General features: G+C 71.2%; 21 protein-coding genes. 11 read left to right on the top strand and 10 right to left on the bottom strand.

Translation table 11 applies throughout. From position 1 onward, the window contains the following. Positions 1-50: 50 nt before the first annotated feature. From ACFW01_RS08605 to ACFW01_RS08595, 3 genes are all read left to right on the top strand, one after another. On the top strand, positions 51-1301 hold the full coding sequence (locus ACFW01_RS08605) for a hypothetical protein (RefSeq protein WP_384502682.1): 1251 nt from the start codon (positions 51-53) through the stop codon (positions 1299-1301). Between the two features lie 138 nt (positions 1302-1439). After that, positions 1440-2375 (top strand): hypothetical protein, encoded by a 936-nt coding sequence (locus ACFW01_RS08600; protein WP_384502681.1) that lies wholly within the window; start codon positions 1440-1442, stop codon positions 2373-2375. 348 nt (positions 2376-2723) lie between these two features. Further along, complete coding sequence (locus ACFW01_RS08595; RefSeq protein WP_384502680.1) at positions 2724-3989, top strand: hypothetical protein; 1266 nt, start codon at positions 2724-2726, stop codon at positions 3987-3989. Between the two features lie 13 nt (positions 3990-4002). Here ACFW01_RS08595 and ACFW01_RS08590 read toward each other — a convergent pair whose 3' ends face one another. The 6 genes from ACFW01_RS08590 to ACFW01_RS08565 all read right to left on the bottom strand — a co-directional run bounded on the left by ACFW01_RS08590 (position 4003) and on the right by ACFW01_RS08565 (position 10014). Next, positions 4003-5328 carry an Nramp family divalent metal transporter gene (locus tag ACFW01_RS08590; protein WP_384502679.1) on the bottom strand — a complete coding sequence of 442 codons (1326 nt, stop codon included), beginning with the start codon at positions 5326-5328 and terminating at the stop codon, positions 4003-4005. Between the two features lie 67 nt (positions 5329-5395). Beyond that, complete coding sequence (locus ACFW01_RS08585) at positions 5396-6112, bottom strand: hypothetical protein (protein WP_384502678.1); 717 nt, start codon at positions 6110-6112, stop codon at positions 5396-5398. 76 nt (positions 6113-6188) lie between these two features. Next, a complete protein-coding gene (locus tag ACFW01_RS08580) occupies positions 6189-7667 on the bottom strand; it encodes a gluconate:H+ symporter (protein ID WP_234955051.1) in 1479 nt (492 codons plus the stop codon). 129 nt (positions 7668-7796) lie between these two features. Next, the gene (locus ACFW01_RS08575) at positions 7797-8207 is read right to left on the bottom strand and encodes a RidA family protein (protein WP_064729579.1); all 411 of its coding nucleotides are present in this window, start codon (positions 8205-8207) and stop codon (positions 7797-7799) included. After that, entirely contained in the window at positions 8204-8968 is a 765-nt protein-coding gene (locus ACFW01_RS08570) for an IclR family transcriptional regulator (RefSeq protein ID WP_122615976.1), read from the bottom strand. The genes ACFW01_RS08575 and ACFW01_RS08570 overlap by 4 nt, the downstream gene beginning before the upstream one ends. Continuing rightward, complete coding sequence (locus tag ACFW01_RS08565) at positions 8965-10014, bottom strand: sugar kinase (RefSeq protein ID WP_234955053.1); 1050 nt, start codon at positions 10012-10014, stop codon at positions 8965-8967. Before ACFW01_RS08565 ends, ACFW01_RS08570 begins: the two co-directional genes overlap by 4 nt. A 233-nt stretch (positions 10015-10247) precedes the next feature. Here ACFW01_RS08565 and ACFW01_RS08560 point away from each other — a divergent pair, with 233 nt between their 5' ends. The 4 genes from ACFW01_RS08560 to ACFW01_RS08545 all read left to right on the top strand — a co-directional run bounded on the left by ACFW01_RS08560 (position 10248) and on the right by ACFW01_RS08545 (position 14984). Beyond that, positions 10248-11543 carry an amino acid deaminase gene (locus ACFW01_RS08560; RefSeq protein ID WP_234955055.1) on the top strand — a complete coding sequence of 432 codons (1296 nt, stop codon included), beginning with the start codon at positions 10248-10250 and terminating at the stop codon, positions 11541-11543. A gap of 30 nt (positions 11544-11573) precedes the next feature. Next, entirely contained in the window at positions 11574-13184 is a 1611-nt protein-coding gene (locus ACFW01_RS08555) for an amidohydrolase family protein (RefSeq protein WP_384502677.1), read from the top strand. 83 nt (positions 13185-13267) lie between these two features. Then, positions 13268-14479, top strand: coding sequence for a pyridoxal phosphate-dependent aminotransferase (locus tag ACFW01_RS08550; protein ID WP_234955059.1), 1212 nt, complete (start codon positions 13268-13270; stop codon positions 14477-14479). 82 nt (positions 14480-14561) lie between these two features. Beyond that, positions 14562-14984, top strand: a complete 423-nt coding sequence (locus tag ACFW01_RS08545; RefSeq protein ID WP_384502676.1) for a hypothetical protein — start codon at positions 14562-14564, stop codon at positions 14982-14984. A gap of 302 nt (positions 14985-15286) precedes the next feature. Here ACFW01_RS08545 and ACFW01_RS08540 read toward each other — a convergent pair whose 3' ends face one another. After that, positions 15287-17116 (bottom strand): phosphoenolpyruvate carboxykinase (GTP), encoded by a 1830-nt coding sequence (locus ACFW01_RS08540; protein WP_384502675.1) that lies wholly within the window; start codon positions 17114-17116, stop codon positions 15287-15289. Positions 17117-17402: 286 nt separating this feature from the next. Here ACFW01_RS08540 and ACFW01_RS08535 point away from each other — a divergent pair, with 286 nt between their 5' ends. Together ACFW01_RS08535 and ACFW01_RS08530 are read left to right on the top strand one after the other, a co-directional pair. Continuing rightward, positions 17403-18107, top strand: coding sequence for a hemolysin III family protein (locus tag ACFW01_RS08535; RefSeq protein ID WP_234955062.1), 705 nt, complete (start codon positions 17403-17405; stop codon positions 18105-18107). A 29-nt stretch (positions 18108-18136) separates the two neighbouring features. Further along, the gene (locus tag ACFW01_RS08530; protein ID WP_384502674.1) at positions 18137-18904 is read left to right on the top strand and encodes a Mut7-C RNAse domain-containing protein; all 768 of its coding nucleotides are present in this window, start codon (positions 18137-18139) and stop codon (positions 18902-18904) included. A 20-nt stretch (positions 18905-18924) separates the two neighbouring features. Here ACFW01_RS08530 and ACFW01_RS08525 read toward each other — a convergent pair whose 3' ends face one another. Continuing rightward, positions 18925-20952, bottom strand: coding sequence for a thioredoxin domain-containing protein (locus ACFW01_RS08525; RefSeq protein ID WP_384502673.1), 2028 nt, complete (start codon positions 20950-20952; stop codon positions 18925-18927). 194 nt (positions 20953-21146) lie between these two features. Here ACFW01_RS08525 and ACFW01_RS08520 point away from each other — a divergent pair, with 194 nt between their 5' ends. Further along, the gene (locus tag ACFW01_RS08520; RefSeq protein ID WP_384502672.1) at positions 21147-21713 is read left to right on the top strand and encodes a Uma2 family endonuclease; all 567 of its coding nucleotides are present in this window, start codon (positions 21147-21149) and stop codon (positions 21711-21713) included. A 160-nt stretch (positions 21714-21873) separates the two neighbouring features. Here ACFW01_RS08520 and ACFW01_RS08515 read toward each other — a convergent pair whose 3' ends face one another. After that, complete coding sequence (locus ACFW01_RS08515; RefSeq protein WP_384502671.1) at positions 21874-23259, bottom strand: NAD(P)/FAD-dependent oxidoreductase; 1386 nt, start codon at positions 23257-23259, stop codon at positions 21874-21876. Between the two features lie 70 nt (positions 23260-23329). Between ACFW01_RS08515 and ACFW01_RS08510 the strand changes: the two genes are divergently transcribed. Next, positions 23330-24508, top strand: a complete 1179-nt coding sequence (locus ACFW01_RS08510; RefSeq protein ID WP_384502670.1) for a glutamate--cysteine ligase — start codon at positions 23330-23332, stop codon at positions 24506-24508. 42 nt (positions 24509-24550) lie between these two features. Here the strand turns inward: ACFW01_RS08510 and ACFW01_RS08505 are convergent, their stop codons facing one another. Further along, positions 24551-25114: a 2'-5' RNA ligase family protein gene (locus tag ACFW01_RS08505; protein ID WP_384502669.1), complete on the bottom strand. Its 564-nt coding sequence runs from the start codon at positions 25112-25114 to the stop codon at positions 24551-24553. Positions 25115-25245: the final 131 nt, after the last annotated feature.

The raw sequence follows: 25245 nt of genomic DNA, 5'->3' as shown, positions 1-25245 counted from the left end.
CGGCGGCTGCCGATCGGTTCGTCTCACCTCGTGGAAAGGGTGGTTTCGCCATGCCCCAGGAACATGGCCGGGATGCGTTCGAGGACCGGCTCTCCGGCGCCCTGCGCGACGCCGGTGACCGCTTCGAGACCGATCGGGGTGCCCTCGTCACCGCCGGGCGGGTCCGGGGGCGGCGTGCGCTGTTGCGGCGCAGGACAGCCGTGGTGGGCGGGGTGGCCGGGGTCGCCCTGGCCGGGGTGGGCGGGGCTCTGGTCCTGCCGGTGGACGAACCGGCCGGGCCCACCCGGTCCAGCGTCGCCTCGAGCGGCACTCCGACCGCCGCCACCACCGCCTACTCGGGCGACGACCTGCTGCGGGAACTCAAGGCTCAGCTCCCCAAGGGCGTGACCAGCCAGGAGGAGGCCAGGGGGACGCACGACTGGCCCGGACCGACCGCGGCGCTCGTGTTCGACGACAGCGCCGGGGCCGCCGCGATCTCCCTGGGCGTCGAGCGGCTCCGGCCGGGGAGCGACCATGTCCGCGAGGTGGGGAAGTGCCCCGACAAGAACCTCACGGCATACGACGACTGCGTCACCGACCGGCTGGCCGACGGCTCGCTGCTCCGGTTGTACCGGGGCTACGAGTATCCGGACCGCCGCGCGGACACCAAGCTCTGGTCCGCCGATCTGGTCACCGCCGAGGGGCACCACGTCACCCTGTCCGAGTGGAACTCCCCGGCCCAGAAGGGCGCCCCGGTCAGCCGCGACGAACCTCCCCTGACGACGGCGCAGTTGCGGGAGATTGTCACCGCCGGCGTGTGGCGTGAGGTGGCCGACGCCATCCCGGAGCCCCGCAGGCCGTCGGCCACACCGAGCGCCGAACGGCCCCGGGCCGCCTCCGGGAAGGCCGTCGCCGACACTCTCGCCCGGCTGCTCCCCAGGAAGCTGAGCGTCGTCGCGCGGGGCGGGCAGGAGTCCGAGTACGCGTACGCCGTCGTGGACGACGGTCGGGGCGAGAGCCTCGTCCAGATCAACGTGCAGCACGGCATGGGCGGCGCCGCCGACGAACTGTACGGCGACGGCGAGACCCTGCCCGACGGCACCCGCGTCGCCACCCGGCAGAGCCCCGGCGAGAAGGGCGGCTCCGGGGTCGTGATGTGGACCGCCGACACCCTGCGCGCCGGAGCGGACGGCTTCCGCGTGGTCGTCAGCGCCTTCAACACCGGCGACCAGAACGAGGCCGCCACCCGCGAGACCCCCGCGCTGACCATGGATCAGCTGCGGGAGATCGCGCTGAGCGAGGAGTGGGACCGGTTGGGATGACGGTGCCGGGGGATCGGGTCAACTGCTCTTTGAGGCACACCTGATGCCCGATGTTCCCTTCTCCGCCCCACGGGCAGGCCGCCCGTGAGGGCACGAGGCTAGAGTGCCAACAGGCCCTGCCCCCCAGGAGGACGGATCATGCACGCCCAAGACGAACGCCCCCAAGCTCACCGGCCCGGGGGTACCCGTCCGGTGCCCCGCCGCGTCGACGACGCCGCGGTGACCGCCTCGCGGATGCCCGGCACTCCGCACTCGGCCGTGGTGTTGCAGCGTGCCATCGGCAACCAGGCGTACAGCCAGGTGGTGCAGCGGGCACCGGCGAATGCCCCCGCTGTTCCGGAGGGGGCCAAGATCGACCTCACACTGGCGGAGGTGGAAGCGCGGTTCAAAAAGTTGGCGGCCGAAAACCCACAACTGGCCGAGGAGCAGAGGCCGAGGTGGGAAAAGCTGCACGTCGTCCTGAAGGAATTCGACGCATGGATGCGCAGCATCGAGGTCGGGTACCGGTTCGGTGGCAGCCTCATCGCGTACCTCTACGGTGCTGAGAGGTCCCCTCAGGACATCGACATCGACGTGTCGAACGGCGACAACATGACCCGGCTGTTCAACGCCATGGAGAGTTCAGGCGACTGGTCCGGACAGACCGGTGGGCGGGACAACAAGCTCGAGTCCATATATTGCAAGAACGCGAAGGTGCCGGAATTCCAGTTCGACGTGTCCAGTGAGACCACGGCCTTCAACAGCCCGTTCGAGCTGCAGGAATCGATGCAGGTGGAAGGCGATGCCGTCATTTCGGGAGACAAGATCTCGCGCGACGAACTGATCCTCAACTACCTGGACCGGATGATCCAGAAGCCCGATACCGCGAAGGCCAAGGGCGACGACAATCAAGTGGCCGGCCTTCTGAGGGCGACCGGGTGCCGTACGACCGCCGATGTCGAAGCCTATTGGACTTCGAACATCGAGCCGGCCATCAAGGCGGGTGACCCGCGTACCGCCGGTTTGCGTGACAATCTGGCGAGCATCGCCAAGGAGAGGTTTGCAAGCGACGGGGAAAAGATGGATCTTGACTGATCCATGGTCCGGTCCCACGGCGGTTGCGGGCGGGCCGGGCCCTGCACTCGGGCTCACCAGGCCGCGACGGGCCTGTCGCCATTGCGCCGCTCACGATCGGCTGCGGGGTTGCGAACCGTCCTTCCAGGGCACCCTCGCTGCCCGTTCGGCCCTTTTCCGGCATCTTGCGGAAGTGCCAGCATGACGACAGGCCGAACCGGAGGGACAAGCGTGTACTTGCGTCGTTCTCGTACGGACGAAACGCCTGTGCGCCCCGACGCTCCGAGGCCCCCGGCCCCGTCGCGGGGCATGTGCCCGTCGCGCCCGCTCGATGTTCCGTCTCTCCAGCAGCTCGCGGGAAACGACGCGGTGGCGCGTACGGTGCAGGACCTGCCCGTCCAGCGAGTCGGCAACACGGCGGCTCCGGGCGCACGCGCGCCCCGGCGGCTGGAGGAGGTACTCACCCGTGACAGCTGGTGGCGGACCCAACTCGACCCGGCCCACCACGAAGAGGCACGGCGGACGCACCCGCAGAACCCCGGGGAACTGTACGACCACCAGGAGTCGCCGGGTTACCAGTCCAGCATGACGGCCGCGTACGACCAGCACCTCAACGGCGAGGACATCGGCGAACGGGTCGACTTCGCCAAGTACAAGGCGATGCACGACTCCGTGGTGTCCGGGCTCGGCAAGGACTTCGACCCCTCCGGCAAGGACGGCTACGCGACCAGCTTTCCCCTGCGTGCGAGCTCCCCCACACCCTCGGTGCTGGACGAGGAGATCGACGGCAGGCGGCTGACCGTCAACAGGGACGGGTTCGCCGGTACGGGCGTCAGACCGGACGCCCTCACCTGGTACGGCCGCATGCACGGGGCTCCCAACGTCCTCATCGAGACCCTCTACAAGCACGACGAGGTCGAGCGTTTGGTCACGCAGCTCCTCGACCGTCTGTATGCGGAACTCGACCGGTCGGAGACCGACCGTGACCGCTTCAAGGCCATCGGGCGAGCGGTTCGGAGTATCCATATCGTCCACCCGTTCGAGGACACCAACCGGCGGCTGAACGTGCACGTGCTCCTGCCGCGACTGCTCCTGGCGGCCGGCTTCCAGCCGGTGATCTTCAAGGACATGGACCAGCTCTTCCAGGGCGGACGGTCCCTGAACCAGATCGCCGACGCCCTGGAGAGGGGACAGGGACTGGACCTCACCAGCGACGATCTGGAGCCCACCGAGTCCCGCTACGACCGCCCCTGGTACGAGAACGACGGGCCGGCGGTCGCGGGCACGACAGGGACCATCGTCATCCCGACCTTCTCCTCGCTGCAGACACCGCAGAGCTACTACGAGCCGCTGCACGCTCCCGCTCCCGCGGGAGGCTACGAACACTTCGAGGCGGACGGCCCGGGACCGGCTCTGATCCACGGGCAGTACGCGGAGATGGGCGGCCCGGGGCCGACGATGAAGCACCCGCCCCGGACGAAGTCCGGCCCCGGCGGGACCGTCCGGCGAACGGACACGGCCGGACGTGCCGAGCTGACCGAGTACCTGGTCGGGGCCCTGCAGCAGCAACCCGCCGGCCACGGAGACCAGGCAGGCCCGGACGGGCAGCGTCCCCCGCAGCAGGGGCGCGGCTGAGCCGCCGCTGCCGCTACCCGAAGAACTCCGACCACGGCTGGTCCCAGACCTGCTTCACGCACAGGACCAGGAACAGCAGGCCCGCGATCGCCAGCATCCCGTTGCTCAGCCAGCCGTTGCGCCACTCGCGGGGAGTGCGTGAGGAGTTGAGCAGCCACATCAGGGTCAGGGCGAGGAAGGGCATGAAGGCGGCGCCCAGGACGCCGTAGATGATGATGAGGCGGAAGGGCTCGTCCTGGAAGAGCAGGATCATGGGCGGGAAGGTGAGCCAGAGCAGGTACGCGCGGAAGGTCCAGGAGCGTTCGCGGCGGCCGGAGGCCAGTTCGTCGCCGCGTGCCTCGCGCTCGCCGCGCTGCCGGGCCAGGAAGTCGGCGAACATCAGGCTCACGCCGTGCCAGACGCCGATCAGGGAGGTGAAGGAGGTGGCGAAGAAGCCGATCAGGAAGAGCTTGCCCGTGGCCGTGCCGTACTCCTGCTCCAGGACGTCGCCGAGCTGGATCATGCCCTTGTCGCCGCTCGCGATCGCGATGTTCGCCGAGTGCAGCAGTTCCGCGCCGACGAAGAGCATGGCGACGACGAAGATGCCCGTCGTGGCGTACGCGACCCGGTTGTCCAGGCGCATGATCCTCATCCAGCCGGTGTTGGTCCAGCCCTTGGCGTTGACCCAGTAGCCGTACGCGGCCAGCGTGATGGTGCCGCCCACGCCGCCGATCAAACCGAGGGTGTTGAGGACCGAGTCCTTCTCGTCCGGGATGACCGGGAGGAGGCCGGCGAAGGCGTCGCCGAGGTTGGGGGTGACGCGGATCGCCAGGTAGACGGTGACGACGAACATGACGCCCACCAGGACCGTCATGACCTTCTCGAAGACGTTGTACTTGTTGAACCAGACGAACACCAGGCCCACCAGACCGCAGGCGATGCCCCACCACTCGAGGTCCATCACGTCCGGGAAGAGGGCCTGGAGCGGCAGCGCGCTGGACGACATCGCGGCCGCGCCGTAGACGAAGCCCCAGATCACGGCGTATATCGCGAAGAACCACGTGGTCCAGCGGCCGAGGCTCGCCCAGCCCTCGAAGACCGTGGTCCCGGTGGACAGGTGCCACCGGCCGCACGCCTCGGCCAGGGAGATCTTGACCAGGCAGCCGATGACCGCGGCCCACAGCAGCGTGTAGCCGAAGTTGCTGCCCGCGATCAGGGTGGCCACGAGGTCGCCGGCGCCGACCCCGGTCGCCGCGACGACGATGCCGGGGCCGATGTAGCGCCAACTGGACTTACGCGGGGCCGAGTCGGTCCCGCCCACCGCGCCCGTGTCTCTGGTGTTGCCCGTGAGGTCCGCCATGAGGGTCAAGAAAGCCCATGGCCGCCGGTCGGACAAGAGGGCGTGCGCGGATCTTCACCCGATGCGCTTACTCCTCGGCGTCCGCCGCGGGCTTCCCGTCGGACTCGGCGTCCGGCTTGGCGTCCGTCTTGGCTTCCGGCTTGGCTTCCGTCTTGGCTTCCGTCTTGGCGTCCGGCTTGGCGAGGGGCGTCTTCGCGTCCGGCTCGGCGTCCGCCTTCGACTCGGACTCGGGCTCGGGCTCCGACTCCGCCTCCTCGTCCTCGAAGTACGCGTCCAGGACCTCGTCCAGGGCCGACTCCCACTCCGCGAACCGGCTCCGGGACGTCGCCTCGATCTCGATCGGGTACCAACGGCGGTCCGGCGTGTGCACCGTGACGGTGAACCGCTTGCCGAAGCGGCCCGTCTCGGTCTCCACGGCGCCGACCTCGTCCCAGCGGAACTCGCAACCCTGGTCGTCGAGGGAGAGACGTACGCCCCTGTGGTCCGCGACGATCCGGGCGCGGCGGTCGGCGGCCTCGAAGACGGGGCCGTCCACGGGGGCCGCCGCCTCCTCCTCGTCGGACTCCGCGGAGTCCTCGGCGGATTCCCGGGCGGGCGGTACGGCGTCCGCGACGCCGTCCGCCTCCACCCCGGTCTCCGCGTCCGCCTTCGCGTCCGCGTCCGCCTTGTCGCGTCTCACGTCCTCCGGCTCACCGGACACGGGCGCGGTGAGCCCGGGGATGAATGCCGGGTCGAATCCGGCGCCTTCCAGGGGCTGGCTGCTCGATCCTCTGCGCTGCTCCACAGCGGGCAGTATGGTCGACAAACCTGTGCCGGACACAGTCGGCCCCGACTTCGTTATCAGACGCCTACACACGCGCCTACACGAACAGGCTCAGTACCGCCGCGACCACGAAGCCCGCCAGCGACAGCACGCTCTCCAGGACGGTCCACGTCTTCAGGGTGTCCCGTTCGCTGATGCCGAAGTACTTGGCGACCATCCAGAAGCCGCCGTCGTTGACGTGCGAGGCGAAGATCGAGCCCGCCGAGATGGCCATGATGACCAGCGCGACGAACGCCTGCGAGTGGTCGCCCTCCGCCAGCAGCGGCGCCACGATGCCCGCCGTCGTGACGATGGCCACGGTCGCCGAGCCCTGCGCGACCCGCAGCACCAGGGAGATCAGGTACGACAGGACGATCACCGGGAGGCCGACGTCGTTGAAGGTGTCGGAGAGGGCCTGGGCGACGCCGCTGGCCTTGAGGACGGCGCCGAAGACCCCGCCCGCGCCGACGACCAGCAGGATGTTGCCGACCGGCTTCAGCGAGGCCGTCGAGACGGTCTCCAGGGACTTGCGGGACCAGCCGCGCCGGATGCCGAGCAGGTAGTAGGCGAGGAGGAGCGCGATGGTCAGCGCCACGAACGGGTTGCCGAAGAACTCGATGACCGAGCGGAGCGTGGACGGGTCCAGGGCGATGGAGGAGAAGGTCGCGGCGAGGATCAGCACCAGCGGGGTGCCGATGATGCCGAGGACCGTGCCGAGCGCGACCGGGCTCTCGTGCGGCTCGACGCCGGACGCCCGCTGCTCCTCGATGACGGCCTGCTTGGCCTCGTCGGCGGCCTCGACCATGTCCTGCGGGACGGGCACGAAGATGCGGCGGCCGATCCAGGCGGAGAACACCCAGGCGGCGAGCACGGCGGGGATGCCGCACACGATGCCCATGAGGATCACCCAGCCGAGGTCCACCTTCAGCAGCCCGGCGGCGGCGACAGGACCGGGGTGCGGCGGCAGGAAGGCGTGGGTCATCGACAGGCCGGCCAGCAGCGGCAGGCAGTAGATCAGCACCGACTTGCCGGAGCGCTTGGCGGCGGCGTAGACGATCGGCGCGAGGACGAAGATGCCGACGTCGAAGAAGACCGGGATGCCGAAGATGAGACCGGTGAGGCCCATCGCGAGGGGGGCGCGCTTCTCGCCGAAGAGGCCCAGCAGGCGGGAGGCCAGCACCTGCGCGCCGCCGCTGACTTCGAGGATCGCGCCGAGCATGGTGCCCAGGCCGATGATGATGGCGACATGCCCGAGGATGCCGCCCATGCCGGACTCGATGGTGGAGACCGCGTCGGATTTCTGGACGGTGCCGAAGAGTTCGGTGACCGAGAGGCCGGCGAGCAGGCCGACGGCTATGGAGACGGCGAGCAGCGCGACGAAGGGCTGGAGCCGCACCTTGATGATCAGGAAGAGCAGCAGCACGATGCCGATCGCGGCGACGGTCAGCAGGCCCGCCGTGCCGTCGATCAGGGTGAGCAGACCGCCGGTGTGCGGTGGGGTCTCGGCGGCGGCGAGCTGGAGGGACACAGGGGGCATTCGGGGGTCCTCTGGCTAAACACATGGTGCTTTCGGGCAGGGCGGGGCGCGGCACGGCGCCCCCTGGGGAAGGGGAGCGCCGTGCCGTGCGACAGGCGGTTCGGGAACGCGGGGGGCCCAGGGGGAGGGTCAGCCCAGGACGGCGAGCGCGTCGATCTCGATGAGCAGGCCCGCGGGGAGGCCGACGTAGACGGTCGTGCGCGCGGCGGGCGGCTGGGTGAGGCCCTGCTCCGCGAAGTACGCGTTGTAGATCTCGTTCATCTCCGCGAAGTGGTCCACGTCCGTGAGGTAGACGCGGATCATCATCACGTCGTCCCAGGAGGAGCCGCCCTCCTCCAGGATCGCCTTGACGTTGGCGAGGGTCTGGAGGGTCTGCTCGCGCAGGGTCGGGCCGGCCGGGGTGGGGGCCTTGCCCTCCTCGTGGGGGAGGAACCCGACCTGGCCGGCGACCTGGAGGATGTTGCCCTTGCGGACGCCGTGGGAGAACTTCGCCGGCGGGGTGGTGTGGGTGGCCGGGGTGAGGGCGATCTTGTCGGTCATGTGGTGACTTCCTTGACTGGGGTCCTGCCGGAGTACTCGCCGCTGATGGCGTCCGCCGTACGGCGCACCAGCGGGAGCAGGGTGAGGAGTTCGTCGGCGGTGACGACGACGTTCGGCGCGGAGACCGACATCGCGGCGACCACCCTGCCGTCGGCGCCCCGGATGGGGGCGGCGACGCAGTTGATGGACTCCTCGTGGCCACCGAGGTCGGTGGCCCAGCCCTGTTCGCGCACCTTGGCCAGCTCCTTGAGGAAGCCGTCGGCGTTCGGTGTGGAACGGGCCGTGTACATGGGGTAGTCGAGCTGCTCGACCACGGCTCGGCGCTCGTTCTCGGGGAGGTCGGCGAGCAGCAGTTTGGCCACGGCGGCGACGGTGATGGCGACGGGCTTGCCGATCCGGGAGTACATGCGGACCGGGTAGCGGCTCTCCACCTTGTCGATGTAGAGGACCTCGCCCTCCTCGTGGACGGCGAGGTGGACGGTGTGTCCGACCTGCTCGTTGAGGCGTACGAGGTGGGGGTGGGCGATCTCCCGGACGTCGAGGTTCTCCATCGCCTCCTGGGCGAGGGAGATGAGCCGGGCGCCGAGGCGGTAGCGCTGGTCGGACTGGCGGTAGACGAAGCCGTGGTCGTGCAGGGTGCGCAGGAGGCGCAGCGCGGTGGACTTGTGCACGCCGAGGCGGTCGGCGACCCGGCCGAGGTCCGCGGGGCCCTCGGCGAGCAGCGGCAGGATGCTGAGCGCGCGGTCGACGGTCTGACTCATGGTGTGCGTGCCTCCTCGTCGGCCCTGTCGCCGGCCTGGGTCCAGCCGGGGCCGAGTCGCAGTCTCCCCCACGCCGCGTCGTCGAGGGCCGCGAGGCGGTCGGCGTGGTCGCGGGCGGGGGGCGTGGCGAGGTCGCCGGGGACGGTGAGGGCGGCGGCGGCCATGAGGTGGCCGTGGCGCAGCCGCTCGCGCACGGGCAGTCCGCGCAGGGTGGCGGAGAGGAACCCGGCGGCGAAGGCGTCGCCCGCGCCGACCGCGGCCACGACGTCGACGGTGAGGGCGGGGACGGAGGTGACCTCCGTCCCGTGGAAGGCGGTGGCGCCGGTCGCGCCCTGTTTGACGACGAGGAGGCCGGGCTCGGGCAGCGCGGCGCGCACGGCCTCGGGACCGCCCAGGCCCCAGGCCTCGTCCTCGCCGACGAAGACGATGTCGGCGCCGCGGGCCAGTTCGAGCAGTACTTCGGCGGCCTCCCCGGACTCGCGCCACAGGCCCGGGCGGTGGTTGACGTCGAACGAGACGAGGGGGCCCCGGGCGCGGCCGGGGTGCCGGGCGGTGAGTTCGCGCATCAGGCCGAGGCAGTCGGCGGAGAGCGCGGGCGTGATGCCGGACACGTGCAGGACGCGGCCGGAGCGGAGGGCGTCGAGGTCCATGGTGTGGACGGACATCGCGGAGGCCGCGGAGCCCGCCCGGTAGTACGCGACCTCGTGGGCGTCGGTGGCGCGGTCGCCGGCGGTGCGGAAGTAGATGCCGGTCGGGCGGTCGGGGTCCCGGCGGACGAGGGAGACGTCGACACCGTAGGCGCCGATGGCCTCGACGAGGTGGTCGCCGAAGCCGTCGGCGCCGACCCGGCCGGCCCAGCGCGTGGTGTGCCCGGCGGCGGCGAGCACGCAGGCCACGTTGGACTCGGCGCCGCCGATGGCCCGGTCGAAGGAGGGGACGTCGGCGAGGCGCCCGGGCCGCGAGGGCAGGAAGGTGACCATGGACTCGCCGAGCGCGACGACGTCCACGACGTCGGGGGCGGTGCTGGTGGGTCCGGTGGCGGTCACGATGGTGAGGGCTCCCTTGCGGCTCTGCGGGTCTTCGGGCTCTGCGGGTCTTCGGGGTCGGCGGGCCTGCAGGGTCGGCGGGCCTGCGGGGGCCTGCGGGTCTGCGGCTCCCGCGGGTCCCCCGGTTCCCGGGGGATCCGTTGACCCCGCGTTGGCCGAGATGTTAGACACCAGTAAGCGACATACGCAATGACCGTTGCACACAATGCAACACTGCACCTCATGGAGGCTCCATGGCCCTCGACACCGGCACCGGTGCCCTCGCCCGTCTGGCCGAGGAGCACGTCGACCACCGCTTCAAGGGCCTCCCGCCGGACGCCGACGGCCTGACCGTCGCCGAGCTGGCCGGCCAACGCCGCAACCTCTTCACCGACGGCTTCGCCACCCCCGTGCTGGCCCTGTCCGCCGAGCGCCTGGAGCACAACCTGGCGCTGATGGAGACGTACGCGGCCCGGCACGGCCTCGCCTTCGCGCCGCACGGCAAGACCTCCATGGCCCCGCAGCTCTTCCACCGCCAGATCGAGCACGGCGCCTGGGGCATCTCCCTGGCCGTGCCGCACCAGGTGCGGGTGGCGCGCGCCTTCGGCGTCGGGCGGATCTTCCTCGCGAACGAACTGGTCGACGCCGCCGCCCTGCGCTGGATCGCCGCCGAGCTGGACGCCGACCCGGACTTCCGCTTCGTCTGCTACGTCGACTCCGTGCGCGGCGTCGAGCTGATGGACGCGGCGCTCACCGACGCGGGGGCCACCCGACCGGTCGACGTCGTGGTCGAACTGGCCGCCGGGGAAGGCGCCCGGACCGGGGCACGCACCGAGGCGGACTGCGCGGCCGTCGCCGACGCGGTGGCCGGCACCCGGACCCTGCGGCTGGCCGGGGTCGCCGGGTACGAGGGCGAGGTGCCCGACGCGGACCCGGAGCGCGTGCACGCCTGGCTGCGGCGGCTGGTCGCGCTGGCGGCGGACTTCGACCAGGCCGGACGGTTCGGCGCGGGCGGCCTGGACGAGATCGTGCTGAGCGCGGGCGGCAGCGCCTGGTTCGACGCGGTGGCCGACGTCTTCGCCGAGGTCCCCGGCCTGTCCCTGCCCGTGCTGAAGCTGCTGCGCTCGGGCGCCTACGTCTCCCACGACGACGGGCACTACCGGGAGGTGACCCCCTTCAACCGCGTCCCCGCCGAGGGTGCCCTGGAGCCCGCGTTCCGGCTGTGGACGCAGGTGGTCTCCCGGCCCTCCCCCGAGCAGGCCTTCGCCAACGCGGGCAAGCGGGACGCGGCGTACGACCTCGACCTGCCCTTCGCCCAGGTGGTACGCCCCGCGGACGGGGGGCCCGAGCGTCCGGCCACCGGCATCACGGTCACCGGCCTGTCCGACCAGCACGCCTGGCTGCGCACCGCCCCGGAGGCGGAGCTGGCGGTCGGGGACTGGCTGGGCCTGGGTCTGTCCCACCCCTGCACGTCCTTCGACAAGTGGCAGCTCATCCCGGTCGCCGAGGCGGACGGGACGGTCGTCGAGTACATCCGCACGTTCTTCTAGGAACACGTTCTTTCAGGAAGGGACCGGGACATGGAAGAGCTGGTCATCCGGGACGCGGAGGTCGTGGACGGCTCCGGCGCCGCCTCCTACCGCGCCGACGTCGTGGTCGACGGCGGCCGTATCGTCTCGATCGTCAAGGAGGCGGCGGCCGCCGGCTGCCAGCGCCCCGAGGCGCGCCGCGAACTGGACGCCGAGGGCCTGGTCCTCTCCCCCGGCTTCATCGACATGCACGCCCACAGCGACCTGGCGCTGCTGCGGGACCCCGACCACAGCGCCAAGGCCGCGCAGGGCGTCACCCTGGAGGTCATCGGCCAGGACGGGCTCTCCTACGCGCCGGTCGACGACCGCACCCTCGGCGAGGTGCGCCGCGCGATCGCCGGGTGGAACGGCCCCGGCGACGACATCGACTTCGGCTGGCGGTCGGTCGGCGAGTACCTGGACCGCCTCGACCGGGGCATCGCCGTGAACGCCGCGTACCTGATCCCGCAGGGCACGGTCCGCGCCCTCGCCGTCGGCTGGGACGACCGGGACGCGACCGACGCCGAGCTGGAGCACATGCGGCGGCTGGTCGCCGAAGGCATGGCGCAGGGCGCGGTCGGCATGTCGTCCGGGCTGACGTACACGCCGGGCATGTACGCGAAGGACGCGGAGCTGACCGAGCTGTGCCGGGTGGTCGCCGAGTACGGCGGCTACTACTGCCCGCACCACCGCTCGTACGGCGCCGGGGCGCTGCAGGCGTACGAGGAGATGGTGGAGCTGACCCGGGAGGCGGACTGCCCGCTGCACCTGGCGCACGCCACCATGAACTTCGGCGTCAACAAGGGCAAGGCCCCCGAGCTGCTGACGCTGCTCGACGGCGCGCTGGCCGCCGGGGCCGACATCACGCTCGACACGTACCCCTACACCCCCGGCTGCACCACCCTCGTGGCGATGCTGCCGAGCTGGGCGAGCGAGGGCGGCCCGGAGCAGATCATGAAGCGGCTGTCGGACGACGACACCGCCGAACGCATCCGGCACCACATCGAGGAGATCGGCTCCGACGGCTGCCACGGCGTGCCCATGGAGTGGGACACGATCGAGATTTCCGGCACCGGCGACCCGGCGCTCGGGGAGTACGTCGGCCGCACGGTCATGGAGTCGGCCGCCCGGCGCGGCGTCACGCCCTGGACGGTGGCCCGCGAGCTGCTCCTGGCCGACCGGCTGGCCCCGACCATCCTCCAGCACGTCGGCCACGAGGAGAACGTGCGCGCGATCATGCGGCACCGCGTCCACACCGGCGGCTCGGACGGCATCCTCCAGGGCACCAAGCCCCACCCGCGCGCCTACGGCACCTTCCCGCACTACCTCGGCCACTACGTGCGCGAGCTGGGCGTGCTCTCCCTGGAAGAGTGCGTCGCCCACCTGACCTCGCGCCCGGCCGCCCGGCTGCGGCTGCCGGACCGGGGTCTGGTCCGCGAGGGGTACCGCGCGGACCTGGTGCTCTTCGACCCGGCGACGGTCGCGGCGGGCAGCACCTACGAGAACCCGCGCGTGCTGCCGACCGGCATCCCGTACGTGCTGGTCGACGGGCGGTTCGTGATGGCGGAGGGGAGGCGTACGGACGTACTGGCGGGGCGCTCGGTGCGGCGGAGTTCCCGGTGAGTGACCAAAACCGCCTATACCGCATGTCTCAAGTGGCGGATAACACGACCCATGGAACGTAACCGGGTCGTAAGCTCACGGACATGCAGGTGATCCAGTCGACCAAGCTCGCCAACGTCTGTTACGAGATCCGGGGCCCGGTGCTCGAGGAAGCGATGCGGCTGGAAGCGGCCGGGCACCGCATCCTGAAGCTGAACACGGGCAACCCGGCGGCCTTCGGTTTCGAGTGCCCGCCCGAGATCCTGGAGGACATCCTCCGCAACGTCTCGACGGCGCACGGCTACGGCGACGCGAAGGGTCTGCTGGCCGCCCGCCGCGCGGTCGTCATGCACAACCAGACCCTCGGCATCGAGACGGACGTCGAGCACGTCTTCATCGGCAACGGCGTCTCCGAGCTGATCGTGATGGCGATGCAGGGGCTGCTCGACGACGGCGACGAGGTCCTCGTCCCGGCGCCCGACTACCCCCTGTGGACGGCCGCCGTCTCGCTCTCCGGCGGCACGGCGGTCCACTACCGCTGCGACGAGCAGTCCGACTGGATGCCGGACCTCGCCGACGTCGAACGGAAGATCACCGACCGCACCAAGGCGCTCGTGATCATCAACCCGAACAACCCCACGGGCGCGGTCTACGACGAGGCGATGCTGCGCGGCCTGACCGACATCGCGCGCCGCCACAACCTGCTGATCTGCTCCGACGAGATCTACGACAAGATCCTGTACGACGAGGTCACGCACACCCCGACCGCCGCGATCGCCCCCGACCTGCTGACCCTCACCTTCAACGGCATGTCGAAGTCGTACCGGGTGGCCGGCTACCGGGTCGGCTGGATGTCGATCTCCGGTCCGCGCGCGCACGCCGAGTCCTACATCGAGGGCCTGACGGTGCTGGCGAACATGCGGCTGTGCGCCAACATGCCGGGGCAGCACGGCGTGGTCGCGGCGCTCAGCGGGCGGCAGACCATCAACGAGCTGGTGCTGCCGGGCGGGCGGCTGCGGGAGCAGCGGGACGCCGCGCACGCGGCGCTGACCAGCATTCCCGGCGTGACCTGCGTGAAGCCGAAGGGAGCGCTGTATCTCTTCCCGCGGCTCGACCCCAAGGTCTTCAAGATCAAGGACGACCGGCGGATGGTCCTGGACCTGCTGCGGCAGGAGAAGATCATGGTCGTCCAGGGCACCGGCTTCAACTGGCCCGAGCCCGACCACTTCCGGGTGGTGACCCTGCCCACGGCCAACGACCTGCGCGAGGCGGTCGACCGGATCGGGAACTTCCTGGAGGGCTACGGCCAGCCCTGAGCCCGGCCAGAAGCCGAACACTCTCAACTTTAGAATGGATCTAATGTAGGATGGCTTCCTGAAGCAATCAGGAGGCCGTCCCATGTACGAAGCGATCCGCAGCAAGTCGGTCCACAGCACGACGGCCGGCACCCCCTCCGACTTCCCCCACCGGTCCCGGGAGGAGGAGCTGGACATCCAGCTCGCCGGCCACCTCGCCGCCCTGCTCGCCGTCACGGACGAGCTGCGCGCGCTGGCCCCCGCCGCCGGCCTGGACGCCGCGGCCGAGCGGCTCGCCGCACAGGTCACCCGGCTGCGCGGAGGCCGGACGCCGGTCCGGGTGCCGGTGACCGCCGCCCACCCCGAGCCGCACCCGGCGGCCCTGCACCGCCGCGCCCACACCCTGGCGGGCCGCGCCCTGGTGGTGGCCGCCTCCCGCGCCGACACGGCGGCCGCGATCCTCAGCGCCGAGCGGATGGACGCGCACACGGCGGCCCTCGAACCGCGCGAGCTCGCCGCCCACTGAGCCTCCCGGCTCCCCACGGACGGCCCCGGTCCGCGTGCACCGCAGCGACGCGCGGACCGGGCGCCCTCAGCCGGACCCGGGACGGAGTGGCCGGTTCCCGTTGCATACCGGTATGGCCCGGGGGCGCCAAAGGGCCGGGTCCGTCGCACGCCGTTGTGCGGGGACCCGGCCCGTGCGGGGTGTCCGCCCGGCTCCGGGACATCGAGCTACAGGAGCGGGCGGGACCCCATCGCGGCCGGCTTTCGTGACGACTTCACTGGTCAGGGCTAGTCGAACCGGCCGCGAAGCAGGGAGGCGGAAGCTCAGCCCAGGCGCTGCACCAGGGCCCGGTACTGGTCCCACAGCTCGGTGGGCGTGTGGTCGCCGAAGGTGTTGAGGTGGTCGGGCACGAGCGCCGCCTCCTCGCGCCAGACCTCCTTGTCGACGCTGAGCAGGAACTCCAGGTCGGCGTCGGGGAGGTCGAGGCCCTCGGTGTCGAGGGAGCCCTTGGCCGGCAGCACGCCGATCGGCGTCTCGACGCCCTCCGCGCGGCCCTCCAGACGCTCCACGATCCACTTCAGGACGCGGCCGTTCTCACCGAAGCCGGGCCAGACGAACCGGCCCTCGTCGTCCTTGCGGAACCAGTTGACGTAGTAGATCTTCGGCAGCTTGGCCTGGTCCTTGTCCTTGGCCACGTCGATCCAGTGCCCCATGTAGTCGCCCATGTTGTAGCCGCAGAACGGCAGCATGGCGAAGGGGTCGCGGCGCAGCTCGCCGACCTTGCCCTCGGCGGCGGCGGTCTTCTCGGAGGCCACGTTGGCGCCGAGGAAGACGCCGTGGTTCCAGTCGAAGGACTCGGTGACCAGCGGTACGGCGGTGGCGCGGCGCCCGCCGAAGAGGATGGCCGAGATCGGCACGCCCTTGGGGTCCTCCCACTCCGGCGCGATGATCGGGCACTGCGCGGCGGGCGTGGTGAAGCGGGCGTTGGGGTGGGCGGCGGGGGTGCCGGACTCGGGCGTCCAGTCATTGCCCTTCCAGTCCGTGAGGTGGGCGGGCGTCTCCTCCGTCATGCCCTCCCACCACACGTCGCCGTCGTCGGTGAGGGCGACGTTGGTGAAGACGGAGTTGCCCCACAGGGTCTTCATCGCGTTGGCGTTGGTGTGCTCACCGGTGCCGGGCGCGACGCCGAAGAAGCCGGCCTCGGGGTTGATGGCGTACAGGCGGCCGTCCTCGCCGAAGCGCATCCAGGCGATGTCGTCGCCGATGGTCTCGACCGTCCAGCCGGAGATCGTGGGCTCCAGCATGGCGAGGTTGGTCTTGCCGCAGGCCGACGGGAAGGCGGCGGCGACGTACTTGGGCGCGCCGGTGGGCGGGGTCAGCTTCAGCACCAGCATGTGCTCGGCGAGCCAGCCCTCGTCGCGGGCCATGACGGAGGCGATGCGCAGGGCGTAGCACTTCTTGCCGAGCAGGGCGTTGCCGCCGTAGCCGGATCCGTAGGACCAGATCTCGCGGTCCTCGGGGAAGTGCGAGATGTACTTGGTGCTGTTGCAGGGCCAGGGCACGTCCTTCTCGCCCTCGGCCAGGGGGGCGCCCAGGGTGTGCACGGCCTTGACGAAGAAGCCCTCCGCGCCCAGTTCGTCCAGGACCGGCTGTCCCATGCGGGTCATGGTGCGCATGGAGGCGGCGACGTACGCGGAGTCGGTGATCTCCACGCCGAGCGCGGAGAGCGGGGAGCCGAGGGGGCCCATGCAGAAGGGCACGACGTACATGGTGCGGCCGCGCATCGAGCCGCGGAACAGGCCGCCCTCGCCCTTGTCACCGGCGAAGATCTCCCGCATCTCGGCGGGGTCCTTCCAGTGGTTGGTCGGGCCGGCGTCCTCCTCCTTGGCGGAGCAGATGAAGGTCCGGTCCTCGACGCGCGCGACGTCGGTGGGGTCGGAGGCGGCGTAGTAGGAGTTGGGCCGCTTGATGGGGTCGAGTTTGCGGAAGGTGCCCTTCGCCACGAGCTCCTCGCACAGGCGCTCGTACTCGGCCTCGGATCCGTCACACCAGACCACGTCGTCCGGCTGGGTCAGTTCGGCGATCTCGTTCACCCACGAGATCAGCTCCTGGTGATGGGTGGGGACGGGGGGAGCAGCGATGTCGCGCGCCACGATTGCTCCTAGATGAGGGGTTTTTGGTTGGAGGCCCCTTGGGGGCTGCGACCCGGACGCGTGACGTTGACCTCGTGGGCGCTCATCCGGTGTCGACCGCACTCATTTGATCATCCGACGCGAGCGCCCATCTGTCCAGAGGGCGTCACACTTGAGCGGAGTGAGGATCGCCACGTGCACGCGGCGGGGGTGCGGGGCAGAAGGGCCCGTGAGACGATGGCCACTCGCCGTTCGTCATACGCCCGTACTGATGCGTAACTTACGGAACCGTAGGTACGATGCGCTCATGACTGCGTCCGTCCCCGACGAGCCCAGGGACACGCCGGCCGACGGCCGTGGCCCTGTGGCGATCTCCCTGCCGCATCCGGTCAAGCCGAAGCTGCGCGGCTGGCTGCACCTGGCCATGTTCCCGGCCGTGCTGGTCGCGGGCCTCGTGCTCACGGCCCTCGCCGAGTCGACCCAGGCCCGCGTCGCCTGCGGGATCTACGTCCTGACAGCCTGTCTGCTCTTCGGCGTCAGCGCGCTCTACCACCGGGGCAACTGGAGCCCGCGCATGGACGGCGTGCTGCGCCGCCTGGACCACGCCAACATCTTCCTGATCATCGCGGGCACCTACACCCCGCTCACGATGCTGCTGCTGCCCGGCGCCAAGGGCGAGTGGCTGCTCTGGGGTATCTGGGCCGCCGCGGCCGCGGGCATCGTCTTCCGCGTCTTCTGGGTCGGCGCCCCGCGCTGGCTCTACACCCCCTGCTACCTCGCCATGGGCTGGGCGGCCGTCTTCTACCTGCCGGAGTTCATGCGGGCCGGCGGCATCGCCGTCCTCGTCCTGGTGATCGCGGGCGGCCTGCTCTACAGCGCCGGCGGCGTGATCTACGGCCTCAAGCGCCCCAACCCGTCCCCCCGCTGGTTCGGCTTCCACGAGGTCTTCCACTCCTTCACCCTGGCCGCGTTCATCGCCCACTACGTGGGGATCTCGCTGGTCGCCTACTAGGCGGCCGGCGGCACGAGGAAGGTCACCGGGTGAACGGTCCCGAGATCCACGTCGAGTTCCCTCCCGAACTGCACCTGTTCGTACCGCGCGCCCGCCCCACCGGGGTCACCCGCGCCACCGCGGACGGGGTCTCCACCCTCGGGCACGTCGTCGAGTCCCTCGGCGTCCCGCTGACCGAGGTCGGCGCCCTCCTCGTCGACGGCCGCGAGGTCCCGCCCGGACACGTCCCGGCGGGCGGCGAGTCGGTGCGCGTCCGGGCCGTCGCGCACCCCCAGGAGGTACCGGGCGCTCCCCTGCGCTTCCTGCTCGACGTCCACCTCGGCACGCTGGCCCGCCGGCTGCGGCTGCTCGGCGTGGACACGGCGTACCAGTCGGCGGACCCCGGCGACCCGGCCCTCGCCTCCCTCTCGGCGGCCGAGCGGCGGGTCATGCTCAGCCGCGACCGGGGCCTGCTGCGCCGCCGCGAGCTGTGGGCCGGCGCCTACGTCTACAGCACCCGCCCCGAGGAACAGCTCCGGGAGGTCCTGACCCGGTTCCGGCCCGAGCTGCGCCCGTGGACCCGGTGCACCGCGTGCAACGGCCCCCTGGCGCCCGCCACCAAGGACGAGGTGGCCGACCAGCTCAAGGGCGGCACGCAGCGGTCGTACGACGTGTTCGCCCGGTGCGGCGACTGCGGCCGCGCGTACTGGAAGGGCGCCCACCACGACCAGCTGGAGGCGATCGTGGCACGGGCCCTCACGGAGTCCGGACGGGACAGTGCCCAGGAGCCCGGCGCCCGGCCACTGGACGGCTCATAGGAGCCCGGCGCCCGGCCCCCTCAGCCGTTCAGCGCGGCCCGCAGCCGCTCCGGATCGGTCGTCGGCGCGTCACAGGTGAAGTTCCGGCAGACGTACGCGGCCGCCGCGCCGCCCACCAGTGGCCGGTCGGCGAGCAGCGGGAACTCGTCGCTCCCCTCCGCGCCGAAGGCGACGACCGCGCCCGGCGCCGTCCCCAGCAGCGCCGTCCGGTGCAGTCCGCGCGCGGCGGCGTCGGCGGCGTCCGGTCCGACGACGGCGACCTCGCGCGGCCCGTCCAGCAGGGCCTCGGCGGCGGCCAGCCCCCAGCCGACGAAGCGCGGGACCCGCGGGCCGAGCGCCTTCACCACGCCGAGGGCGTGCTCGGCGGCGGTGCGGTGCGGCTCGGAACCGGTGTGGGCGGCATAGGAGAGCAGGGCGTTCGCCGCGGCGCTCCAGCCCGACGGCGTCGCGTTGTCGGTGGGGTCCTGCGGGCGGCGGATCAGGTGCTCCGCGTCGGACGCCGTGTCGTACAGCGAGCCGGAGGCGTCCGTGAAGCGGGTGAGGACGTGGTCGAGCAGGAACCCGGCGAAGTCCAGCCAGACGCCCTCCCCGGTGACCGAGGCCAGCGCGAGGAAGCCCTCTGCCACGTCGGCGTAGTCCTCCAGCACCCCGGCGTTGGCACCGGCCCGGCCGTCCTTGCTGGTGCGCGCGAGCCTGACCTGCTCGTCGAGGTGCAGCCGGACCAGCAGGTCGGCGGCGGCCACGGCGGCCTCCACCAGGTCGGGGCGCTCGAAGTAGGCGCCGGTCTCGGCGAGCGCGGCGATCGCGAGGCCGTTCCAGGCGGCGACCACCTTGTCGTCCCGGCCGGGGGCGGCCCGGCCGTCCCGCGCGGCCAGCAGCCGCTCCCGCACCGAGGCGATCCGCGCGGCGTCGAACACGCTCTCCTGCTGCGGCAGTTGCAGCACGGACGCACCGTGCTCGAAGGTGCCCTCCTCGGTCACGCCGAAGTACTGGGCGGCGAGTCCGGCGTCCTCGGCACCGAGCACCTCGGTGAGCTGCGCGGGCGTCCACACGTAGTACGCGCCCTCGACGTGCCGGCCCGTTCCGTCGTCGCTGTCGGCGTCCAGCGCCGAGGCGAACCCGCCCTCCGCGGTGCGCAGTTCCCGCACCATGAAGTCCGCGGTCTCCAGGGCGACCCGGCGGGCGAGGTCGGAACCGGTGGCGCGCCAGAGGTGGGCGTACACGCGGCACAGCAGCGCGTTGTCGTAGAGCATCTTCTCGAAGTGCGGCACCACCCACTCGCGGTCCACGGAGTAGCGGGCGAAACCGCCGCCCAGCTGGTCGTAGATGCCGCCGCGGGCCATCCGCTCGCAGGTGTCCCGCGCCATCTGGAGCGCGCCCTCGGCGCCGGTACGGGCGTGGTGGCGCAGCAGGAACTCGACGGCCATGGACGGCGGGAACTTCGGCGCCCCGCCGAAGCCGCCGCGCTGCTCGTCGTACTCCCGGGTCAGCCCGAGCAGCGCCTGCCCGAGCTGCTCCTCGCCGGGCGCCTGCGCGTCGCCGTAGGAGATGTCCCGCCCCGCGAGGTCCCGCACGATCTTCCCGGCGACCTCGGTGACCTCGTCCCGCCGCTCCGCCCAGGCCTGCTGGACTCCCTGGAGCACCTGCCGGAAGGACGGCATGCCGTGCCGGGGCTCGGGCGGGAAGTACGTACCGAAGTAGAAGGGCTCGGCGTCCGGCGTGAGGAACACGGTCATGGGCCAGCCGCCCTGCCCGGTCGCCGCCTGTACGGCCTCCATGTAGACGGCGTCCACGTCGGGCCGCTCCTCGCGGTCGACCTTGACGCTCACGAAGTGCGAGTTGAGGTACGCGGCGGTGGCCTCGTCCTCGAAGGACTCGTGCGCCATCACGTGGCACCAGTGGCAGGCGGAGTAGCCGACGCTCAGCAGCACGGGGACGTCGCGCCGCCGGGCTTCCTCGAAAGCCTCCGGCTCCCAGGGCCACCAGTCGACCGGATTGTCAGCGTGCTGAAGCAGATAAGGCGAGGTCACACCAGCCAGCCGGTTCATACGGACCAGCCTCTCACAGCGCAGGCCACGACCGGCGAACCCGCACGGGCCCGCCTCGCTCGGCCGATCGCGCTGGTGAGCCATCACGTGGCGAAGGGCTCCCTCCGTTGCGTGCCGGGCAGCCCGGCACCTCGAAACAGTAGGCTTGGCGCAGCAGCGCCGGACCTGCCGAGACCTCTCGAAGGAGGTACGCCATGACCGCCGAAATGGTGGCGCCCGCGTGGATGCATTTGCAGATCAGCGCGGAAGAGTACGACTCCTGGTCCGAGGAGCAGTGCGCCGGCATCGAGGTCGTGGACGGGATGGTCGTCGTGAGCCCGAGCGCCTCCAAGCGCCACAACCGGCTGGCCCGCATCCTGGCCAACGCCCTGGACGCCGCCGCGGGCCCGGACTGGAACGCGGACACGGGCTTCGACGTCCGCCTGCAAGACGTTCCACTCACCAACCGCCGTCCTGACGTCATCGTCTACCGGGCGGAGACCATCGACCTCACTCCCACCCGCCCCGAGCACGTACTCCTGGTCGTCGAGGTGGTGTCGCCCGGCTCGGAGACCACCGACCGGATCGTGAAGGTCGACCAGTACGCCAAGGCCGGCATCCCCTTCTACTGGCGGGTCGAGCAGGCCGCCACCGGTGTCCCCATCACCTACACCTACGTCCTCGACCCCGCCACCAAGGCTTACCGGGACGGCGAGATGTTCACCGGCTCGGTGAAGGCCACCGCACCCTTCTCCGTCACGGTCGACATCGGGGACATGTGACCCCGGTCACGGCCTCCGCGGCCCTCGACGGCGAGGGGAAGGCGGAATCAGCCAGGCGATTCATACCCGGCGTCGTCGCATGATCAGGGGTGGCGTCCACGAGCGGGCGGGATGGGTCGCCACACCTTGAGCGGACAACGCCGGTCCCCACATGGCCCGGTCAGCGCGCGGACAGGAGTCGGGGGTGGGGGTCGAGGGCCAGGTAGAGGCCTCCCGCGGCATGGTCGGCAGTGGTGGGCAGGGGCAGCATGTCGCTGGTGCCGTGGCCTCCCAGTCCGTGCTGCCGTCCGGTGCGCGGCTGGGCGAGTCGCCGCTGCAGCAGGGCGGCGGCGTCCTGCTGTGCGTCATGCAGATCGTCGAGGCCGGTGATGATGTTCAGGAAGGACTCGTGCAGCCGCAGTCGGTTCTGGTCGCGGTGGCTGAGGGTCTGTGCCCGGCGGAAGTACGAGTCGCGGCCGTCGTGGATGCGGTAGAAGGCGCTGACCAGGATGAGGAGGCGTTCGTAGGCGTGCCGGTAGGCGGTGTCGTAGAAGGTGTGGGCGGCATCGGTCTCGACCTCTGCGCGCAGCAGTCCGGCGGTGCAGGCGGCACTGAGGGTGGCGCTGTACATGGCCAGGTGGACCCCGGTCGACAGCAGTGGGTCCAGGAAGCAGGCGGCATCACCGGCGAGGAAGTAGCCAGGGCCGCTGAAGCGCTGGGCCACATAGGAGTAGTCGCTCTCGACCTTCAGGTCCGAGACCAGGCGTGCCCCGCGCAGGACACCGGCGAGCAGGGGGCACTGGGCGAGGGCCTGGTGGTAGGCCGCTTCGGTCGAGCCGGTGTGCCGTCGTGCCTGCTTGAAGGAGTGCTTGTCGGTGACCAAGCCGACGCTGAGGGTGCCGTCGTGCAGCGGGATGGCCCACAACCAGCCGTGGTCCGGCAGGGAGAAGACGCCGATCGCCCCCTGGGGTGCCTGGGGCAGAGGCGGGGCGTCTCGCCAGTAGCCCCACGCGGCGACGTTGCGGAAGACGTCGTGGAACCGGCGGCTGCCGAGGTGGCGGGTGGCCAGTAGCCCGGCGCGGCCGGAGGCGTCGATGAGGTGCTGGAAGGCGATCTCGCCGCGGCGTCCGTCGTCGGTGGTCCAGGAGGCCGCCCGCGCCGTGCCGTCCGCGAGGTGGATGCGCCGTACGGAGGTGGCGTCGCGGACATCGGCTCCCTGCCGCTGCGCGTGACGCAGCAGAACCTCGTCGAACTGCGAACGGATGACCTGGAAGCTGTAGGGGGCCGGCCGGCCGGGCTCGTCGAAGCCCAGCGACCACTGCTGGCCGCCCCAGCCGTAGAAGGCCCCCGTCTTGCGGACGAAGCCGTGCCGTTCGACGGCCTCGCGCGCCCCCATGGCGTCCAACAGCGGCAGCAGGGAGGGCAGCAGGGACTCGCCGACGTGGTAGCGGGGGAATCGGTCCTTCTCGAGCAGGGTGACCGCGATGCCTTGCCGGGCCAGGAAGGAGGCGGCGGTCGATCCCGCGGGGCCGCCGCCGACGATGAGTACCTGGGTTTCCTCCCGCACACATGCCCCCAGACGGGTCGATGGGCGATCAACGGAGTCTCAGCTCACTTTAAGTGTCAGGCTGGTCACCATGAAGAGCGACAAGTGGCCACAGGGCACCGCTCAGGCGACCGCCGGTACCGCCCGCCGCCGGGCCGCGCACGGACCGCTACCGCTGACCGTCGGGGTCGAGGAGGAGTATCTGCTGGTCGACCCGGTCACCCGGCACCTGAGCGCGAAGGCCGACAAGGTCGTCGCACTGACGGGCGCCGAACTGGGCGACCGGGTCACCACCGAACTCACGCGCTACCAGGTCGAGATCCGTACCGACCCGCACACCAGCCTGACCGATCTCGGCGATCAGTTGTTCGCCGCGCGCCGCGCGGTGGCGGAGGCGGCGAGAATGCTCGGCCTGCGCGCCGTCTCCAGCGGCACCCCCGTCCTGGGCCAGCACACCCCTCCGCCGCTGACCCCGGGCCCTCGCTACGCCCGGAGCTCCGCCACGTTCCGCGCCCTGGACCACGAGCAGACCGCCTGTGCCTGCCACGTGCACATCGGAGTGCCCGACCTGGCGACCGCACTGCACCTGAGCAACCAACTGCGCTGCTGGCTGCCCGCGCTCATCGCACTGACCGCCAACTCGCCCTACTGGGAGGCCCAGGACACCGGATACGCCAGCTGGCGCACCCTGACCCGGTGGCGCTGGCCGGTGGCCGGGCCACCCCCGTACCTCGAGTCGCCCAGCCACTTCGAGGACCTCGTCGGCACTCTGACGGCCACCGGATCGGTGATGGACCGCGGTGGCCTGTACTGGGACATCCGTCCCTCCCACCACGTACCCACCCTCGAGGTCCGTGTCGCGGACGCCTGCCACACCGTCCACGACACCCTTCTGCTCGCCGCGGCCGTCAGGGGACTGGCCGTCCACTGGCTGTCCGGGCCGGTCCGTGACCAGCGGGCACAACGTCCCGAGCCGGAGGTGCTGCGGGCGGCATGCTGGCGTGCGGCCCGTGACGGCCTGGCCGGCCACAGTCTCGACCTGCGCACGAACCGCCTGGAAACCACCGCATCCCATCTCGACCGGCTCTGGGAAACGATCCTGCCCACCTTGGACGGAGCGGAGTCGATGCTCCTGAGAGACGCGCGCACCCGCCTGGCCAGGGGTGGAAACGGCGCCGACCGGCAGCGGCGCGCCTACCGGGAGCGACACAGGATCACCGACGTCGTGGACCATCTGATCGAGTCCACCACCCATGCTCCGACCACGTGAGCCGGTTCATGCCGCCGCCGGCGCGGGCGTACGCTCAGCCGTTCACACCAAGGGCTTGTCGACGAGGACCCTGAACTCGGTGACGGACAACTCCTGCTGGAGTTCGACGCTGGGGGCCGCTCCCGTCACGGAGGGCAGGTCCATGGCCTCGGCCTCCTCCGCCGGGAAGTCGTACTTCGCGAGCCCGAGGGTGAGATGCGGCCAGAAGTCGCCCTCCTCGATGCCCAGGCGCCGTACGGTGCCGGTGTAGAGCGTGGCCAGCTCCGGCGTGTGCTCGATCCCCAGCCGCACCTGTTCCTGACGCTGGACGGTGCGGGCGTCGTAGCGGTACGCGGGGTCCTTCTGCAGCCGCCAGCTTCCGTGACGCACCTCGCCGGTCAGCCGAACGTGCGGGGCGGCCCAGTCGCCGTCGCTCAACAGCGCGGCCGCATCGGCCAGCCGTCCGGCGTCGGCGTCGTGCAGGAAGCCCAGCGTGACGTGCATCCGGTCCCGGTCCTGCGGATCGACGCGGTCCCGCTGCGTTTCCTGAAGGGCGACGAGGGCGTCGACCAGGGGTGGGGGGAGCCGGAGACTCAGAAACGCGTTGACCGTCCGATCGTTCGCCATCGCTGCTCCTTGTGCGGTTCTGGCCAGACCCCGGTCCGGGACCAGGACCACCCGCGTCGTAGCGGGGTTCACCTCTGTCCCGGCTGCCCTCCCGGGCGAGGTGCGATGCGGTGCACGGGGGTCGCTTCACC

It is taken from the genome of Streptomyces sp. NPDC058985 (genome assembly GCF_042740985.1).
Lineage (GTDB): Bacteria > Actinomycetota > Actinomycetes > Streptomycetales > Streptomycetaceae > Streptomyces.
The sequence above is the reverse complement of the archived record's forward strand: the minus strand, read 5'-3'. Positions and strand labels throughout refer to the sequence as shown.